Annotated in this window: 15 protein-coding genes and 1 pseudogene; 7 read left to right on the forward strand and 9 right to left on the reverse strand. The window is 63.6% G+C overall.

Annotation, left to right across the window (positions count from 1 at the left end):
* Positions 1-26: 26 nt before the first annotated feature.
* From A4R29_RS17430 to A4R29_RS17440, 3 genes are all read right to left on the reverse strand, one after another.
* On the reverse strand, positions 27-593 hold the full coding sequence (locus A4R29_RS17430) for a DUF1700 domain-containing protein (protein ID WP_063172456.1): 567 nt from the start codon (positions 591-593) through the stop codon (positions 27-29).
* Entirely contained in the window at positions 590-916 is a 327-nt protein-coding gene (locus A4R29_RS17435) for a PadR family transcriptional regulator (protein WP_024501425.1), read from the reverse strand. The genes A4R29_RS17430 and A4R29_RS17435 overlap by 4 nt, the downstream gene beginning before the upstream one ends.
* A 163-nt stretch (positions 917-1,079) precedes the next feature.
* A complete protein-coding gene (locus tag A4R29_RS17440) occupies positions 1,080-2,285 on the reverse strand; it encodes a multidrug effflux MFS transporter (protein WP_063172457.1) in 1,206 nt (401 codons plus the stop codon).
* A 188-nt stretch (positions 2,286-2,473) separates the two neighbouring features.
* On the opposite strand from A4R29_RS17440, the gene A4R29_RS17445 reads away from it, so the two are divergent.
* The 4 genes from A4R29_RS17445 to A4R29_RS17460 all read left to right on the forward strand — a co-directional run bounded on the left by A4R29_RS17445 (position 2,474) and on the right by A4R29_RS17460 (position 4,250).
* Entirely contained in the window at positions 2,474-3,160 is a 687-nt protein-coding gene (locus A4R29_RS17445) for a TetR/AcrR family transcriptional regulator (protein WP_063172458.1), read from the forward strand.
* 118 nt (positions 3,161-3,278) lie between these two features.
* Entirely contained in the window at positions 3,279-3,815 is a 537-nt protein-coding gene (locus tag A4R29_RS17450) for an SspB family protein (protein ID WP_027160604.1), read from the forward strand.
* A gap of 16 nt (positions 3,816-3,831) precedes the next feature.
* Positions 3,832-4,029, forward strand: a complete 198-nt coding sequence (locus A4R29_RS17455) for a DUF4169 family protein (RefSeq protein WP_063172459.1) — start codon at positions 3,832-3,834, stop codon at positions 4,027-4,029.
* Positions 4,026-4,250 carry a ribbon-helix-helix domain-containing protein gene (locus tag A4R29_RS17460; RefSeq protein ID WP_063172460.1) on the forward strand — a complete coding sequence of 75 codons (225 nt, stop codon included), beginning with the start codon at positions 4,026-4,028 and terminating at the stop codon, positions 4,248-4,250. The genes A4R29_RS17455 and A4R29_RS17460 overlap by 4 nt, the downstream gene beginning before the upstream one ends.
* Here the strand turns inward: A4R29_RS17460 and A4R29_RS17465 are convergent.
* Positions 4,247-6,049 carry a chloride channel protein gene (locus tag A4R29_RS17465; RefSeq protein ID WP_063172461.1) on the reverse strand — a complete coding sequence of 601 codons (1,803 nt, stop codon included), beginning with the start codon at positions 6,047-6,049 and terminating at the stop codon, positions 4,247-4,249. The genes A4R29_RS17460 and A4R29_RS17465 overlap by 4 nt on opposite strands.
* Before the next feature lie 154 nt (positions 6,050-6,203).
* Between A4R29_RS17465 and A4R29_RS17470 the strand changes: the two genes are divergently transcribed.
* Positions 6,204-6,656 (forward strand): MarR family winged helix-turn-helix transcriptional regulator, encoded by a 453-nt coding sequence (locus tag A4R29_RS17470; protein WP_063172462.1) that lies wholly within the window; start codon positions 6,204-6,206, stop codon positions 6,654-6,656.
* A gap of 9 nt (positions 6,657-6,665) precedes the next feature.
* Here A4R29_RS17470 and ubiA read toward each other — a convergent pair whose 3' ends face one another.
* Both ubiA and A4R29_RS17480 read right to left on the reverse strand, forming a co-directional pair.
* Positions 6,666-7,580 carry a 4-hydroxybenzoate octaprenyltransferase gene (ubiA, locus tag A4R29_RS17475; protein WP_063172463.1) on the reverse strand — a complete coding sequence of 305 codons (915 nt, stop codon included), beginning with the start codon at positions 7,578-7,580 and terminating at the stop codon, positions 6,666-6,668.
* A 17-nt stretch (positions 7,581-7,597) separates the two neighbouring features.
* Positions 7,598-11,557 (reverse strand): AsmA family protein, encoded by a 3,960-nt coding sequence (locus A4R29_RS17480; RefSeq protein ID WP_063172464.1) that lies wholly within the window; start codon positions 11,555-11,557, stop codon positions 7,598-7,600.
* A gap of 129 nt (positions 11,558-11,686) precedes the next feature.
* On the opposite strand from A4R29_RS17480, the pseudogene A4R29_RS17485 reads away from it, so the two are divergent.
* Positions 11,687-12,226 (forward strand): annotated as a pseudogene (locus A4R29_RS17485) (Dyp-type peroxidase); the annotation flags it as partial.
* 84 nt (positions 12,227-12,310) lie between these two features.
* Here A4R29_RS17485 and A4R29_RS17490 read toward each other — a convergent pair.
* Positions 12,311-12,868 (reverse strand): TetR/AcrR family transcriptional regulator, encoded by a 558-nt coding sequence (locus tag A4R29_RS17490; RefSeq protein ID WP_244506836.1) that lies wholly within the window; start codon positions 12,866-12,868, stop codon positions 12,311-12,313.
* A gap of 171 nt (positions 12,869-13,039) precedes the next feature.
* Between A4R29_RS17490 and A4R29_RS17495 the strand changes: the two genes are divergently transcribed.
* On the forward strand, positions 13,040-13,543 hold the full coding sequence (locus A4R29_RS17495; RefSeq protein ID WP_063172466.1) for a DinB family protein: 504 nt from the start codon (positions 13,040-13,042) through the stop codon (positions 13,541-13,543).
* A 24-nt stretch (positions 13,544-13,567) separates the two neighbouring features.
* Here the strand turns inward: A4R29_RS17495 and A4R29_RS17500 are convergent, their stop codons facing one another.
* Both A4R29_RS17500 and A4R29_RS17505 read right to left on the reverse strand, forming a co-directional pair.
* On the reverse strand, positions 13,568-13,936 hold the full coding sequence (locus A4R29_RS17500) for an avidin/streptavidin family protein (protein ID WP_063173719.1): 369 nt from the start codon (positions 13,934-13,936) through the stop codon (positions 13,568-13,570).
* 168 nt (positions 13,937-14,104) lie between these two features.
* Complete coding sequence (locus A4R29_RS17505) at positions 14,105-15,517, reverse strand: FAD-binding oxidoreductase (protein WP_063173720.1); 1,413 nt, start codon at positions 15,515-15,517, stop codon at positions 14,105-14,107.
* Positions 15,518-15,600 lie beyond the last annotated feature (83 nt).

Consider the following 15,600-nt stretch of genomic DNA (forward strand, 5'->3'; position numbering starts at 1 on the left):
TGCGTGGCGGCGCGCCACTGGGTTGATCAGGGCTGGCGTGGTTTGACCAGGCGGTAATGCAGGCGCGCATAATCCCCCAGCAGCTTGACCCCGATATTGAGGCCGAGCAGCAGCAGCGAGCCCAATCCGATGCTGGCTGCGGCAAGGCCGACAGCGGCCAGCAAGCGTGCGAATGGCGTGGCCCACGATGCAAAATCCCAGAACGGCACGACACTCAACAGCAGCCCGACGCTGGCGACGCCGAGCGCCAGGACCGCAATGCCGAGACCAAGCACGACGAAGCAGAAGACGATGAGAACCGGCAGCAGCAGGAGAATGTCGAAGGCGGCGAGCCCGGTCAGGGCGAGCAGCGCGGCGACAACACCGGCCGGACCACGATCATGCTCCCAGCGGCGAATCCCTGCTTCCGCCCGCAGCTCCCGCCCAAGCCGCGCCGGATCGCCAAGTGCCTTGGCAACATCCTCCTCGCTCCGTCCGGAGGCTCGCGCCTCGTCGAAATGCGCGCCGTAGTCGGCGACGATTTCATCGACTTCGCCCGCGGGCATTCCGGCCAGGCTGTTGCGCAGGGAAACCAAGAAGGCATCGCGGTTCATTCCATCTCTCCCAGGAAAAGGTCGACGGCATCGACAAAGCTTCGCCATTCCCGGCTGCGCGCCTCGTAGACTGTCCTGCCGACTGCGGTGAGCCGGTAATATTTGCGGGGCGGCCCGCTCGTCGATTCGACGAGCCATGTCGCGACAAGCCCGTCACTCTGCATGCGCCGCATCAGCGGATAGATCGTCCCTTCTCCCATGCCGACACGCTCGGCCAGCGTGCTGGCGATCTCATAGGCATAGCTTTCCCGCCGGGCGAGCAAGGCAAGTACACACAGTTCAAGCGCGCCCTTTTTCAGCTGGACATCATTTGGATCGGTCACGGTCGCTCCCGGCAAGTCCAGTACACTATATCGGCAGGTACCTTCTTATGCAAGGTACCAACTTAAACGTGATACTCGGTGATGAACGAGGCGGCGGACCCAGCTTCTCGGACATAAAAAAGGCCGGGAAAACCCGGCCTTTTCATTTACCTGCGAGCAGTGCCTACTCAGCCGGCGCCTCGGCAACCTCGCGCGAGCGGCCGAGCGTGACCTTGGCCAGCGTGAAGGAAATCACCGCGCACAGCGTGATGCCGACCACCATCGGCAGCGGCGTACCGTCGAAGAACACGCCGGCGACACCCATGGCGAGTGCGCCGATGGCGAAATGCAGCGTGCCCATCAGCGCCGAGGCCGTGCCGGCGATCTCGCCATGTTCTTCCATGGCCAGCACCGAGGTGGTCGGGATGACCAGGCCAAGGAAGCCGTAGCCGACGAACAGCAGCGCCGCCATCACGTCGAGCCGATCGATACCCGTCGCCATCACCGCGAACAGCACCACCATCGTCGTGGCATAGCCGGTCACCGCGACGCGCACCACGCGCCTCAGGCCGAAGCGCTCGGCCAGCAGTCCCGTCATCTGCGACATGCCGATGAAGGCGACCGCGTTGATCGAGAAGAACACGCTGTAGACCGAAGGCGACAGGCCGTAATGGTCGATCAGGATGAACGACGAACTCGACAGATAGACGAAGAAGCTGGCAATGCCGAAGCCGGCGATCGCCGTCAGGCCGAGGAAATTGCGGTCGCCCATCAGGAAGCGATAGGCCGACAACGCGGTGCCGAAGGAGGACCCGGCGCGATCTTCAACCGGCCGCGTCTCCTTGAGCGATGTCGCCAGAAGGATGGTGGCCAACAGAGCCGCGCCCGTCACCGTCCAGAAAACGGCGCGCCAGCCGAAACTCTCGATGATCACGCTGCCGGTCAGCGGCGCCAGGATCGGCGACACCGAAAACACCAGCATCAGCAAGGACATCAGCTTGGCGGCCTCATTGCCGGTATGCAGGTCGCGCACGATGGCGCGCGGAACGGCCATGCCGGCGCTGGCGCCAAGCCCTTGCAGGAAACGGAAAGCGATCAGCCATTCGATGGTCGGCGCCATTGCCGAACCGATGCCGCCGACCATGAACAGCGCAAGACCGCCATAAAGCGGCAGCTTGCGGCCGACCATGTCGGAGATCGGCCCGACGACGATCTGGCCAAACCCCATCGACAGGAAGAAGATCAACAGGCTCATCTGCACGGCAGCGGTGCTGGCATGCAGGTCCGCGCCGATCGACGGCAGCGCGGGCAGATACATGTCGATGGCGAACGGGCCGATGGCGGACAACAAGCCGAGCACGACCGCGATGCGGAGGAATTTGGGACTCATGATAAAGGCTTCTTTCAAATCTGGTTGCCGCCGCCAGGCGACGTCTAACCCAGGACGTTCCATCCCGTGAGATTCCGACACCTCGAGAGCGAATTCCATTCGTCTCTCTCACGCGAAATCTCTTTATCTTGTGTCCACAAATTTAGACACTCTTGTCTAAATCGTCAATCGCCTCTATATAGTTTTTTATGAAGCTGCACGTTTCTCCTGACATTTTCCCGCCACGCGGCCATGAGGCCAAGCGCCTGTCGATCGTCGACTCCGCCGCCACCGTGTTTTGCCGCGAAGGTTTCGCCGGCGCCAACATCGACCTGATCGCCGCCGAAGCCGGCGTCTCGCGCCAGACCATCTACAACCATCATGGCGACAAGGAGAGACTGTTCGTCGCTGTGGTCCGCGACCTCACCGAACGCTGCAATGCCGGCATCTTCGCCACCATTGCCACCTTCCCCGACCAGCCGGGGGATCTCGAAGCCGATCTCATCGGCTTTGCCGTGCGCCTGAACCAGAACTGCATCTGCAACCGCGACGGAAAATTCCTGCGCAAGCTGATCCAGACCGAAGGCGAGCGCTATCCCGAACTGTTTGCCGAATGGCGCGAACAGGGTCCGGGCAGGACATGGCCGGCAATCGCCGCCCGCTTCGCCCGCCTCGCCTATGGGGGCTATCTCACGATCGAGGATCCCGACGTGGCGGCACGTCAATTCCTTGGCCTCGTCAATGCCGAACTGCAGACCACCTTCATGCTCGGCGGCTCGCCGCGCGAGGACGAGGTGCTGCAATCCGCGACCAATGGCGTGCGCACCTTCCTGCGCGCCTTCGGCAAGCGCCGCTCCGCATCGTCCGAAAAGCAAAGCACGCTCGCCAGCGCCTGAGCGATCAAATCGCTGGCAATAGTCTTCGCTTCCGCGCGAGGGTGATCTATATGCGGTTTACGCCGCCCTCAAGCTTGATTACAGCTATGCGGACGATTCAACGGAACCCGACCGCCACATGGCCGACGACCACATCCGCTACGACATTCTGGCCCAGGAGGCGTTGCGCGGCGTCATGCGCAAGGTTCTGGCCGAGGTCGCGCGCACCGGCCTCCCCGGCAATCACCACTTCTTCATCACCTTCCTGACCGGTGCGCCGGGCGTACGCGTGTCCTCGCGGCTGCGCGAGCGCTATCCCGAGCAGATGACCATCGTCATTCAGTTCCAGTATTGGGACCTGAAGGTGACCGATACCGGCTTCGAGGTTGGCCTGTCCTTCTCCGATGTGCCGGAAAAACTCGAAATCCCGTTCTCGGCCGTGCGCGGCTTCTATGATCCCTCGGTCAATTTCGAACTCGAATTCGACGTCAAGACGGATGGCGCGGCAGCCGAGGAACCGGCTGCGCCAACTCCGGAGCCGTTGACCATCGTCTCCGAGAAAAAGCCGAAGGCCGAGAAGAAGGCGGCCGCCGAGGCGGAGAAGAAGCCCGCGGCGGCGGACGCCGCCACCAAGGGCGCCGAAGTGGTTTCGCTCGACGCCTTCCGCAAGAAATAGGCCGGCGACTTACGCCGTGGCCGAAATCGTCAATCTCCGCCAGGCCCGCAAGCAGAAGGCACGGGACGAAAAGCTGCGCGCCGCCGAACAGAATCGCGCGCTGCACGGCCGCTCCAAGGTCGAAAAGGAACGCGACCGCATCACCGCCGACAAGAGCGAAAAATTCGTCGCCGGGCATCGTCGTGAAAAGCCCGGCGACTCCGACCGTCAATGAGCCCGGTCGAAAAGCGTTCGGTGACCATTCGCGGTCACCGCACCAGCTACTCGCTCGAAAAACCTTTCTATGACGATCTCGTCGCGATCGCAGCGGCCAGAAAGCTGACGCTCGCCGCTCTTGTCGCCGAAGTCGACGAGACGCGGCCCCGCGACACCAACCTGTCCTCTGCGTTGAGGCTCCATGTCCTGGAGTGGGCGAAGCACGGAACGGGTTTCTAGAGGCCCTCGACCGCCGCGTCCTTCTTTCTGCGTCTGGTGCCGAAGCCAAGCAAGGTCGAACGCTCGCGCTCCTCGGCCTGTTTCCTGGACCGCACGCGCATCAGATCCTTCCAGCCGACATAACCGACCAGTTGCGAGCCTTCGCGAGTGACGACGGGCAAATGGGAGACGTTGGCCATCAGCAACTTGTCGGAGAGGCCTTCGAGATATTCATCCGGATAGGCCAGCGTCACCTTGCTGCCGGCCAGCAGTTCGCCAAGCGTCGTCGTGCGGTGCGTGCCGGCACGTCTCCAGCGCAATATCGCCGGCGGATCGATGAGGCCCAGCACATGGCCGTGCTCATCGACCACCGGGAAACTCGGATGCCGTGTTTCCGGCGCAGTCAGGAACGCTGCCGCGCCATGCAGCGTCATCGTCGCCGGCACGCTTTCGACCTGTGAGGTCATCACCTCGCGCACCCTGGTCAAGGCAAAGGGATCGACGCGGTATTCGCGCACGAGGTGGTGCCCCCTTCTGGCAATCTTCTCGGTCAGGATCGACCGCTTCATCAGAAGCACGGTGACGGCGTGCGCCGCGGCGCAGGCAGCAATCAGCGGCACCAGCATATGTGTGTTGCCGGTCAGTTCGACGGCGAAGAACGTGGCGGTCAGCGGCGCGCGCATCGTGCCGCCCATGGTGGCGGCCATTGCCAGCAGCGCCCAGAAACCCGGATCCGCGGCAGGCAGAACGCCGGCGAGCACAGCGCCCATAGCCCCGCCCATGATCAACAGCGGCGCCAGCACACCTCCCGACGTTCCCGAGCCGAGCGCTACCGACCAGATGATCGCCTTGACCACCAGCAGCAGGAGTGCCGCCGTCGCGACGGTGCGGCCATCCAGCATGTCGGTGATGTTGTCATAGCCGACACCGAGCGCGTGCGGTTCGATCAGCCCGCCTATGCCGACCACCAGGCCGCCAAGCATCGGCCACCACATCCAGTGGATCGGCAGCTTCTGAAAACCGTCCTCGCAGGCATAGACCATCTGCGTCAGCAGTCCCGACAGAAGTCCTGCACAAACGCCGATCGCCACCCAGCCGGCAAGGCCGACAAAAGACACCTCCATGCCGCCCTGAAACGGAAAGATCGGCCCGGGCAGATGCAGCATGGTGCGCTCGACCTCGGCGATAACAGCCGCGACCGCCACCGGAATGAAGCTGCGCGGGGTCCATTCGAATAGCAGCAGTTCGACCGCCAGCATGATGGCGGCGATCGGTGTTCCGAACACCGTGGTCATGCCCGCTGCCGCACCAGCCACCAGCAGGGTCTTGCGCTCGTTGTCGCTGACCGGCAGCATCTGCGCGATCAGCGAGCCGATCGCGCCGCCTGTCATGATGATCGGTCCTTCCGCGCCGAACGGTCCGCCGGAACCGATCGAGATCGCCGACGACAGCGGCTTCAGGATCGCCACCTTGGCGTCGAGTTTCGAGCGCCCGAGCAGGATCGCCTCGATGGCTTCGGGAATGCCGTGGCCGCGGATCTTCTCGCTGCCATAGCGCGCCATCAGGCCGATGATCAGCGCACCGATCACCGGAACGAGGACGGCGGCAAGCCCAAGCGGCGTGTTCTCGAGCTTCAGGTCGGCAAGCGAGAACTGGCCGAAATAGGCAATGTTGGTGGCAAGCCGGATCAGCTTCAAAAGCGCGATGCCGGCAAACAGCCCGGCTGTCGCCACCACCACGGCAATGGCGGCGACGAGCAGCACCCTGGGATCCGTGGTGAAATCGCGCAGGTGCTCCGGGTTCGAATGATGGGTCTTCATGGCAGTTGCTTCCTGGCGGCGGCCGTATGTCTGGGATGCGGCACGGTCGAAGCGGCCAGCCGGGTTTGTCGGTGGCTATGTATCGTAACACGATATAAATATTCAAGCCGGTTTCGCCCGAAATCCGTTTGAGCTTTCGCCGGAAAACGAACACATGTCTGATATGTCGCAGCCACGAGAACAACGTCCCGCCATCAGCCAGGCCGATTACCAGCGGCTGTCGGAGTTTCGCTACCTGATCCGCCGGTTCCTCGAATTCAGCCAGGTCCAGGCGGAAGACGCCGGCCTGACCCCGCGCCAGCATCAGGCGCTGCTGGCGATCAAGGGATTCCCCGGCGGCGGCCCGGTGACGGTTGGCGATCTCGCGGAACGCCTGCGCATCCGCCACCACAGCGCCGTCGAACTGGTCAACCGTCTCGGCGAGGCAGGGCTGGTCACAAGGGATCAGGACAAGGACGACCATCGCCGCGTGCTGCTGCAACTGACCGAGCGCGCCGACGATTGCCTGGCCGAGCTGTCGGCGGCGCATCTCGACGAACTGTCACGTATCGAACCGATGCTGCGGCGGCTGCTCGATCGAGACCGTAATGAAGCTCCGCCACCTTAATGAGCCTGCTCACCATGTTCCGATGAAGGCTGCCAAGGCCAGCAGCACGCCTGTCAGGATATTTGCCAGGAACAGACGAAAATTCACCTCCGGACGGGCAAGGTCAATCCGCCAGGTCTGCCAGCCAAGCTGCGCGGCGACCACCAGCATTCCAATGGCGTAAGGCAGCGACATGCCCAACAACCAACCTCCAAGCGACCACGCGCCAACCGTCAGAGCATAGAAAAGGCCAATGCAGGTCTTGCCATGCCGGCCGAACAAGATCGCTGTCGATTTCAGCCCGAGGCGGGTGTCGTCTTTCACGTCAACGTAGGCATAGACGGTGTCATAACCGATCTGCCATGCGATGGCTCCGGCCCACATAAGCAATGCTCCCACCGGGATATGTCCTGCGACCTCGGCCCATGCCATAAGCATCCCCCAGTTGAACGCCGCGCCCAGCACGGCCTGGGGCCAATGGGTGAAACGCTTGCACAGCGGATAGATGAACACGAGCGGCAGAACGCAGATAGCGACCAGGCGCGTGTAGGGAGTTAGAAAAAACAGCAGGGCAGCCGCGAGTGCAAGCTCAACGGTCAGAAAGACAAAGGCCTGCAGGGCGCCCATCTGTCCGCTCGCCAGCGGCCGGAAGCGAGTCCGCTCGACATGGCCGTCAAACTTGCGGTCCGCAATGTCATTGACCGTGGAGCCGGCGCTTCTCATCAGCAAAGCGCCGAGAGAGAAGACAGCCAGTTCCAGAAAGTCCGGGAAACCGTGCGACGCTTGTATCAGCGCAGCCCAGCAAGGAAAAAGCGTCAGCCATATCCCTACAGGGCGATCCAGCCGCGCCAGTCGCGTATATGGTCGCCATGCGGACGGCAATCGGCGATCCACCCAATCGCCCCGGTGAATATCGCTTAAGTCAGGACGGCTCAAAGTCGTCATGAGACCTCCAACTTTCGCTACTGCAGCGACTTCAGCAGATTGTCGATCGTGAACGGATTGGACTTCGGCTTGGCCGGCGGCGGATTGTCGTTGGCCTGCGGCAGCGGCGCCCGTTCCACCTTCGGAGGCTGCGCGGCCTTGCGTTCGGCTTCGAGCCTTGCCTTTTCCTGCGAGGCAATACGCATCGCCTCTTCCGCCTTCTGCCGCTCCTGCTCGGCCTGCGCCTTGGCGGCCTCGTCGGCGGCCTGCTTTTCGGCAGCCGCCTTCGCTTCGGCATCGGCCTTGGCTTTGGCATCTGCGTCCGCCTTGGCTTTCGCCTTCGCGTCGGCCTGAGCCTTTGCGTCCGCCTCAGCCTGAGCCTGTGCATCCGCTTCGGCTTCGGCCTTGGCGTCAGCTTCGGCTTTGAGCCGCGCTGCTTCCTCCTGCCGGCGCAATTCCTCGGCCGCCTTGTCGCGAGCATCCTGCAGCGCAGCGTAATAGCGCACTTCGCGCCGCAGCCGCTGCTTCTCGAGCAGCGCGGCCTGCATCGCCTCGACGCGCTGCTGCTCCTTCTCCAGTGCGCGCTGGGTCAGGAACTGCGCCAGCGGCTCACTGTCGAATGCTCGTTTGACCGCGCCGAACGGCCCCTCGGCGGTGAAATTCACAACCGGCTCGGAGCCGACCAGCGCCTCGTCGCCAGGCTGATAAGTGATCGCACCCTTGGCCGACACCGTGGCCGCGTTGAGATCCGCCGTGATGTCGGCGGACAAGGTCGCCGCTGGATTTTCCAGGCTGACCGGCGGCGCCCGCAGCGTGCCGCCGGCAACCGTGAAGGCTATGTCGGCATCGCCAGCGGCAAAGCTGCCATCAGCGGCGATCTCGGGCGCGAAGCCGGCGGTCTTGGCCGCATCGATGTCGCGCCCGATCGCATCCGCCTTGGCGAGGAACGCACTGAACGCATCTGGATTGAGGCCAGCAACTTTCACGCCCTTCAACGCCGCAGTTCCGGAGCCTGACAAGGCAGCCACCATCCCTTCGACCGATTTGCCGCTGCTTGACAGCGCCGTCGAGAAATCGCCGATGCCGCTGATGCCGGCATCCGGCAGCACGGTCGCCAGATCGGCGCCCGCCAGTTTCATCTGGCCAGAGAACAGCCCGGTGCCGTTGTTGTTCTTCAACTCGAATAGGCCGGTCAGCGCTCCGCCCAGCAACTTCGCCTTGAGATCCGAAACGCGGATGCCTTCCTGGTCGAGCTTGAGCGAAAAGGCGGCGTCATAGGCGGTGGCGAACCGGCCGGCGGCCAGTGCTGCCGTCGTCAGGTCGAGGTCGGCGGTGAATGGCAGGCTGGATTTCTGGCTGAACGGTGTCGCCGGCCACACGCCACCCTTGCCTGCCCGGTCTTTGGCTGCGCCCTCCTTGTCGGCTAGAAAGGCGGAATCGCCGAACAGCGCCACCGCCAGGGGATCGAGGTCGAGTTCGTCGAGCGCCAGCGCCCCGGCCAGATGTGGCACGCCGTCCTTTACATCGATATTGACGTCGCCGGACACCGCCGCTTCGTTGATGGCGCCGCTGAGTTCGTCCAGCACCAGCAGGCCGTTGCCGTAGTCGCCCTGCGCGGCGAGCGACGTCGACATGCCCGCCCCCATGCCTGGCAGGCCGATGCCCGACGTCATCAGCCATGGCTCGATGTCGGCGGCATCGAGGCTGAGCTTGCCCTTGGCGGCGAGGCCTTGCGGCGTGTCGGCGATCGTTCCCTCGAAACCGGCCTTGAAGTCATTGCCGGCAAGGCTGAAATTCGTCGCCAGGCCGCCGCCAAACGTGCCCTTGGCCTGAATATCGGTGTTTGCCTCGCCCAGCATGCCGAGCGGCAGCGCCGGCAGGCCATAGAGCGCCAGCAGTGCGGTGGCATCAGGATTCTTGGCGTTGAAGGTCAGCGCCACCGGCGCTTCGAGAAGCTTGTCCACCGCCCCCTTCCCCGACAGCGACGCCGAAAAGGCCGAGCCGCCCGCCTTGCCTTGCCCGCTTACCGCCAGGCCCGTGGTGCCGTCGCCATTGTCGGCTGCACTCGCCACCAGGTCGATGCGCGCATCCTGGAACAGCTCGGGATAGGCAGCAGCACGGCCCGACAGTCCCCTGAGCACGGCGCTGTCGGGATAGTGCTGGGCGGCGACATCGATCAGCGGCTTCAGATCGACGGCAACCACCGACGCATCGAGCTTGCCGGTCGGGCTCGCGGGGAAATCCTTGATCCGGCCGGTGGCGCTGATCGAGGCGCCGGCCAGCCCGCCCACCGAAAGCCGGTCGATTTCGAGCAGCCCGTCGCGCAGCCTGAGCGCCGTGTCGACCGTGTCGGCGGTCAACCCACCGGCGTTGACCGGCCCGGCCTTGATCTGGAAATCGAGGTCGCGGTCGGCAAAGCGATTGGCGCCCTTGTCGCTGACGAAGATCGAGGCGAAGGCCGCCAGCCCGTCGACATCGAGATCACCGCCTTCAAGCCGCATCAGCACCGAGGGCTTGGCATCGTCGGGCTGGCTGGAATCGATGCGGCCGGAAAACTTCGCCTTGCCCAGGATCAGTTCGAGATCGCTGAAGGCCTGGCGCTTCTGCGAGAGGTCGACCTTGGCCTTGAAGCCGGCGGCCGGCAGGCGGCGGATCGCCTCGTCGACATCCTTCGACAGCCAGGCGGCAAAGCCGGAAGGTTGGGCCACGGCCAGCAGCAGCGAGCCGTTGAAGCCGAAATGACCCTCCAAATTGAGCACCAGCATGCCATCCGCTTCCAGCGTGGTGCGGCCGGGCAAGGTCGCGGCAAGCGATTTCACCGACCAGCCGCCATCGACCGGCTCGGCGGAAAGATGCACGTCGCGCACCGTGGTGTCGCCGACCACCACCGCCGGCAGCTTGACCTCGACCGTGCCGGGGATGGTCGGCTTCGGCATATCGAGCAGCGCTTGCTCGAACGCCGCGATGCGCTGGTCCAGCGTCAGGCCGGCGCCGGCTTCGGCGCCCACCGCCTCGTCGAACTGCACCTGCGCGCCATTGGCCTCGATGGCGAAACTCGGTTTCAGCCCGAGATCGACAGAAGCCTTGCCATCGGCGGTGTAGGGGTTGTCGAGCGGCCCGGTCTCGAAGCGGAATTCGTCGACCCCGAGTTTCTGGTGGTCGAGCGAAAATTTGCCGTTCAGCCGAAAGCCCGGATCGGGCTTACCGGCCGAGACTTTCACCGTCTCGCCATCGGTGCCGCGCAGCTCGGCGCTGTTCTTGTCGGCACCGGAAATCTTGAACTGGCCGGAGTAGACGGCGGCTCCATTGACGATGCCGGCATTGCCGTCGGTCTCGATGACCAGCGGATACGCGTCCGGATCGGCCTTCAGCCGAAACCGCATCTGTCCTGAGCCTTCGGCCTTGCCGGTGGACGCGGTGACCGCGGTGCGCAACCCGTCCAGCCGCAGCGTGCCGTCCATGCGCCATGGGCCGGCCAGTGACTTGGCCGATATGGTCGAGTTGATCTCGGAAAACAGATGGCTGCGCCCGCCAGCGGCATGGCGAACTTCGATCTGACCCTCCGTCACCGTCAGCTTCTCGATCGAGATCTGGCTTGGGTCGAAGGGCGAGGACGGCCGCATCGCCCAGTCGACCGTGCCGTCATTGGCGATATCGATGGTCGCCTTCGGCCGCACCAGCCGCATGTCGAAGATCAGCACTTCGCCGCGCAGGAACGGCGCCAGTTCCGCATCCATCGAAAACGTCTCGACCGTCATGGCCGGCTGGCCGTTGGGGCCGCCGGCGACGGCGACATTCGAGAAGGTCACCGAGGGGAACGGCAACAGCCTTGCCGTGGCTTCGCCCTGCACGGTCACCTTGCGGCCGAGGATTGCGCTCGCTTCGCGTTCGAAATCGGCGCGGTAGCCGGTCCAATCGATAAAATACGGCACCACCAGCGCCGCACACAGCACCAGCACGAACAGGCCACCGAAGATCACGAACAGGCGTGCGAGCATCAGCTCCGAATGGGTTGAATGAAATTCTGCCGCACTCTACCCGCATCCGCGTGTCGATAAAGAGGCAATTCATCCAGTTGCGCGATCTCCGGTGATCTGAAACAAATCCCGGCGAAGCGGAGAAATCGGATGTCGGGCAAGAACTGGGATCGCGTGCCGATCGATGCGCAAAGTGTCGACGCTCCGCTGTCGCTTTCGGCGGTCTTTCTTGTCGTCGCCGTCGCCAGTGGGCAGAGCGCGCTCGCCAAGGTTGCGTCGGTGCTCGGCAAACTCGACGACCTGGTCAAAAATGTCGGGTTCCGCGACCTTTCCGGGCGGCTGTCGTGCATCGCCGGCATCGGCCGCGATCTCTGGGATCGTCTCTCTCCAGACCGGCGGCCGCTGGAACTGAAACCGTTCGCGCCGATCAAGGGTGCCGTTCATTCGGCGCCTTCGACCGCCGGCGATCTTCTCTTCCACATCCGCTCCGAGCGACCCGACATGTGCTTCGAGTTCGAGCGCATCCTGCTCGACAATCTCGGTGACGGCGTAAGCGTCATCGATGAGGTTTCCGGCTTTCGCTATTTCGATGCGCGCGACCTGCTCGGCTTCGTCGACGGGACCGCCAACCCGACCGGCCTCGACTTGCCCGCCTCTGCGCTCATCGGCGATGAAGACGCCGACTTCGCCGTCTTCGCGCCAACCCGCCCCATGCTGCAGGCGCTTGTCGAGGGTACACAGAAGAGCTAGTCGGGCTCAGTTAGATGCCGAGGATCAGCCCGTGCGTCGGCTGCCCAGATAGGCGCAGACCAGTTCGATGAGTTCCGCTCGCAAGGCCGGCGATTGGAGTTCGCCATGTCGCGCCGCGGCGTGCACGACCCCTTCGACCGCGCCCGACAGCACGCGCGCGGCAATGTCGTCGCGTTCGGGATCGGCCTTGCCCTTGGCCGACGCGATTACCGCCCGGTAGCGGCGCAGATACTCCGCCTCGAACTGATCCTGCGTCGAGCGGGCGGCAAGCGGCACTTCGTCGATCAGTACGCGATGCAGTTCCTGATCGACGCTGTGGGCGGCGACGACGCCATCGACAAGCTTGGCCGCCCGCTGTTCCACCGCGATCGCTGAGCCGCGCTCATCCGAACCGGATATGGCCGCGAGCACCGCGTCGAGATGGCGTTTGCGGATCTCCTCCGCCAAGGCCAGCTTGTTGGGGAAATACTGGTAGATCGAACCGACGCTGACGCCGCCCACGGACGCCGTTTCATTGGTGGTGAAATCCGCCCAGCCGCGCCGTGCCAGAACGCGAGCCGCCGCCTCCACGATCGTGTCCACGGTCGCACGCGAACGCTGCTGCCGTGGTGCTTTGCGCACGCTTCCAGATTGCAAGGGAACGCGAGTAGCCATATCGGGGCTTCTTCCGCAAAATGCGACTGTCAGCTCACATTTATCGAGCGGGCCGCGACAAGCAAGTCCCGCCTGTCACCTAAACAACGAGAGGCCATCATGAGCAGCAAGACCCTGCTTCACTCCCTATTCCGCTACAACTCATGGGCTGATGATGGACTGCTTGCCTTGCTGGCAGGGATCGAGAGCGACGTATCAGAAGAGCAGTTCGGCACGATCCTCGAGACCATCAATCACGCGCATGTCGTCGACAAGATTTTTGCCTCGAACGTCCAGAAGCAGAAGCACGGTTTTCGCGATACAGGCACGAGCAGCACGCCGACACTCGCCGAGTTATCGAAGGCGATCACCGAAACCGACCAGTGGTATCTGCGCTATGTCGAACAGCTGGAGCCCGAAGCTCTGGCGGAGCCGATCCCCTTCACCTTTACCAGTGGTGCTCCAGGGGAAATGTCACGCGAGGAGATGTTGGCACACGTCATTACCCATGGCGGCTATCATCGCGGCGAGGTCGGCAGGATCGTGACCCAGTTGTCGAAACCCACGTCTCCCGACACGTTCACCGGCTATCTTCATCAGGCCGAGCCGGTGCGTCGCGCGTGAAGCCCGAACGAGCTGCCATCGGGACTAGCTTCTTTGGAACGTGTCCGCGCTGGTCGACATCGAACGCCACCAATTCAGCTTTTCGATTTTCGCGGGTTGACCCTCGCCGCCGGCCTTTATCGCCGCATCCGAGACGACAAACCACAACGTCTCCATTTTGCCCGCCCGAAGGAGGCCGGTGTAGGAAACGATCGCATCCCCAACCGCCGTCTTTCCGCCGCCGGCAAAACTGATGCAGTCGCCGCGGTGAACGCCTAAAATCGGAATCTCCTGGCCATGGAAACCGCTATCCGGCAGCGCGGTTCGAAACGATCCCGATATACGATTGTCCGCATCATCGGTGATCTCGACAATGGACCCGTATTGATTCTTCCAGACGCCTTTCCAGTTCATGGGCGGCCGCTCCGCTTTGACGATATGCGTCGGTTGCCGCAACGTGAAAAGGTGGGAATCGGTTCCGAAGGTGCCGGCAATTCCAGGCCCACCGTGCGGCCGATCTCGGCCTGAAACGTGGCTCGGTCCAGGACAAAGCCGCATGCGAACCTTGCGTCGAAGGACTGGCTAGTTTTGCGGCAGGATTTTGCCCGGATTCATGATGTTTTGCGGATCCAGCGCCTGCTTGATGGTGCGCATGATGTCGACGCCGTGGCCGAGCTCGTAGCGCAGGAAGCCGATCTTGCCCTGGCCGATGCCGTGCTCGCCGGTGCAGGTGCCGTCCATGGCGATGGCTCGCATGTTGAGCCGCGCGACGAATTTTTCCGACAGCGCGATCTCCTTGGGATCGTTCACATCCATCAGCACAAGCACGTGGAAATTGCCGTCGCCGGCATGGCCGACGATCGGCGCGATCAGGCCCATCTCGGCGATATCGGCCTCGGTTTCCATGACGCATTCGGCAAAGCGCGAGATCGGCACGCAGACATCGGTCGACAGCCCCTTGGCTCCCGGCCGCAGGGTCAGCGACGACCAGTAGGCGTCGTGCCTCGCCTTCCACAATTTGGTGCGCTCCTCGGCGACGCTGGTCCACAGGAACGGCCCGCCGCCATTTTCCTCCGCGATCATGCCGAAGGTTTCGGCCTGTTCGGCAACGCCGGCATCGCTGCCATGAAACTCGACGAACAGGCACGGGCTCTCGGGATAGTCGAGCTTGGAATAATTCTTCATCGCCCGCATCTGCAAGGCGTTGACCAGTTCGATGCGCGCCACCGGGATGCCCATCTGGATCGTCGCGATGACCGCGTTGCAGGCCGCCTCGACGCTCGGAAACGGGCAGACGCCGCCCGAAATCGCCTGCGGGATGCCTTGCAGCTTCAAAGTCAGCGACGTGATGATGCCGAGCGTGCCTTCCGAGCCGACCAGCAGCCGCGTCAGATCATAGCCGGCCGAGCTCTTTTTCGCCCGCTTGCCGGTCGTCACCGTTTCGCCGTCGGCCATGACGGCGGTCAGCGACAGCACGTTCTCGCGCATCGTGCCGTAGCGCACCGCGTTGGTGCCGGAGGCCCGCGTTGCGGCCATGCCGCCCAGCGAGGCATTGGCGCCGGGATCGATCGGAAAGAACAGGCCGGTGTCGCGCAGGTGCCGGTTCAAATCCTCGCGGGTGACGCCGGGTTCGACCGTGCAGTCGAGATCCTGTGGATTGACGGCCAGGATACGGTTCATGCGCGAGGTGTCGACCGATATGCCGCCGCCGGGTGCGTTGGTGTGACCCTCCAGCGAGGAACCGACGCCGAAGGCGATCACCGGCACGCGGTGCGCCGCACAGGCGCGCACGATCTCCTGCACCTCGGCCGTCGTCTCGGGGAACGCAACGCCATCCGGTGCCTGCGTCGGAATGTAGGTGGTGGTATGTGCATGCTGCGAGCGGATCGCCTGGCCGGTCTGGAATCGCTCGCCGAGCTGCTGCTTGAGGATGCCGAGCACCGCAGCGATGCCTTCCTCGTTGCGTTCGACCGGGTTGAGGTCGCTCAGAGCCATGAATTCCTCCGCGAATGGACCAGCGTCCATGCTTGTTATGCGTCTATGGATGCGTAAAGCAATTCCAGGAAAAGTGTGAAGCG

The organism is Mesorhizobium ciceri biovar biserrulae, assembly GCF_001618845.1.
GTDB classification, from domain to species: domain Bacteria; phylum Pseudomonadota; class Alphaproteobacteria; order Rhizobiales; family Rhizobiaceae; genus Mesorhizobium; species Mesorhizobium ciceri.

What these genes read in the sequence shown, in the direction of transcription:
- A4R29_RS17445 (WP_063172458.1), top strand. Translation starts at nt 2,474, where the DNA reads ATGAAGCTGCACGTTTCTCCTGACATTTTCCCGCCACGCGGCCATGAG.
- A4R29_RS17480 (WP_063172464.1), bottom strand. Translation starts at nt 11,557, where the DNA reads ATGCTCGCACGCCTGTTCGTGATCTTCGGTGGCCTGTTCGTGCTGGTG.
- A4R29_RS17470 (WP_063172462.1), top strand. Translation starts at nt 6,204, where the DNA reads ATGTCTGATATGTCGCAGCCACGAGAACAACGTCCCGCCATCAGCCAG.
- A4R29_RS17505 (WP_063173720.1), bottom strand. Translation starts at nt 15,517, where the DNA reads ATGGCTCTGAGCGACCTCAACCCGGTCGAACGCAACGAGGAAGGCATC.
- ubiA (WP_063172463.1), bottom strand. Translation starts at nt 7,580, where the DNA reads ATGACGACTTTGAGCCGTCCTGACTTAAGCGATATTCACCGGGGCGAT.
- A4R29_RS17440 (WP_063172457.1), bottom strand. Translation starts at nt 2,285, where the DNA reads ATGAGTCCCAAATTCCTCCGCATCGCGGTCGTGCTCGGCTTGTTGTCC.
- A4R29_RS17500 (WP_063173719.1), bottom strand. Translation starts at nt 13,936, where the DNA reads ATGAACTGGAAAGGCGTCTGGAAGAATCAATACGGGTCCATTGTCGAG.
- A4R29_RS17495 (WP_063172466.1), top strand. Translation starts at nt 13,040, where the DNA reads ATGAGCAGCAAGACCCTGCTTCACTCCCTATTCCGCTACAACTCATGG.
- A4R29_RS17460 (WP_063172460.1), top strand. Translation starts at nt 4,026, where the DNA reads ATGAGCCCGGTCGAAAAGCGTTCGGTGACCATTCGCGGTCACCGCACC.
- A4R29_RS17450 (WP_027160604.1), top strand. Translation starts at nt 3,279, where the DNA reads ATGGCCGACGACCACATCCGCTACGACATTCTGGCCCAGGAGGCGTTG.
- A4R29_RS17430 (WP_063172456.1), bottom strand. Translation starts at nt 593, where the DNA reads ATGAACCGCGATGCCTTCTTGGTTTCCCTGCGCAACAGCCTGGCCGGA.
- A4R29_RS17465 (WP_063172461.1), bottom strand. Translation starts at nt 6,049, where the DNA reads ATGAAGACCCATCATTCGAACCCGGAGCACCTGCGCGATTTCACCACG.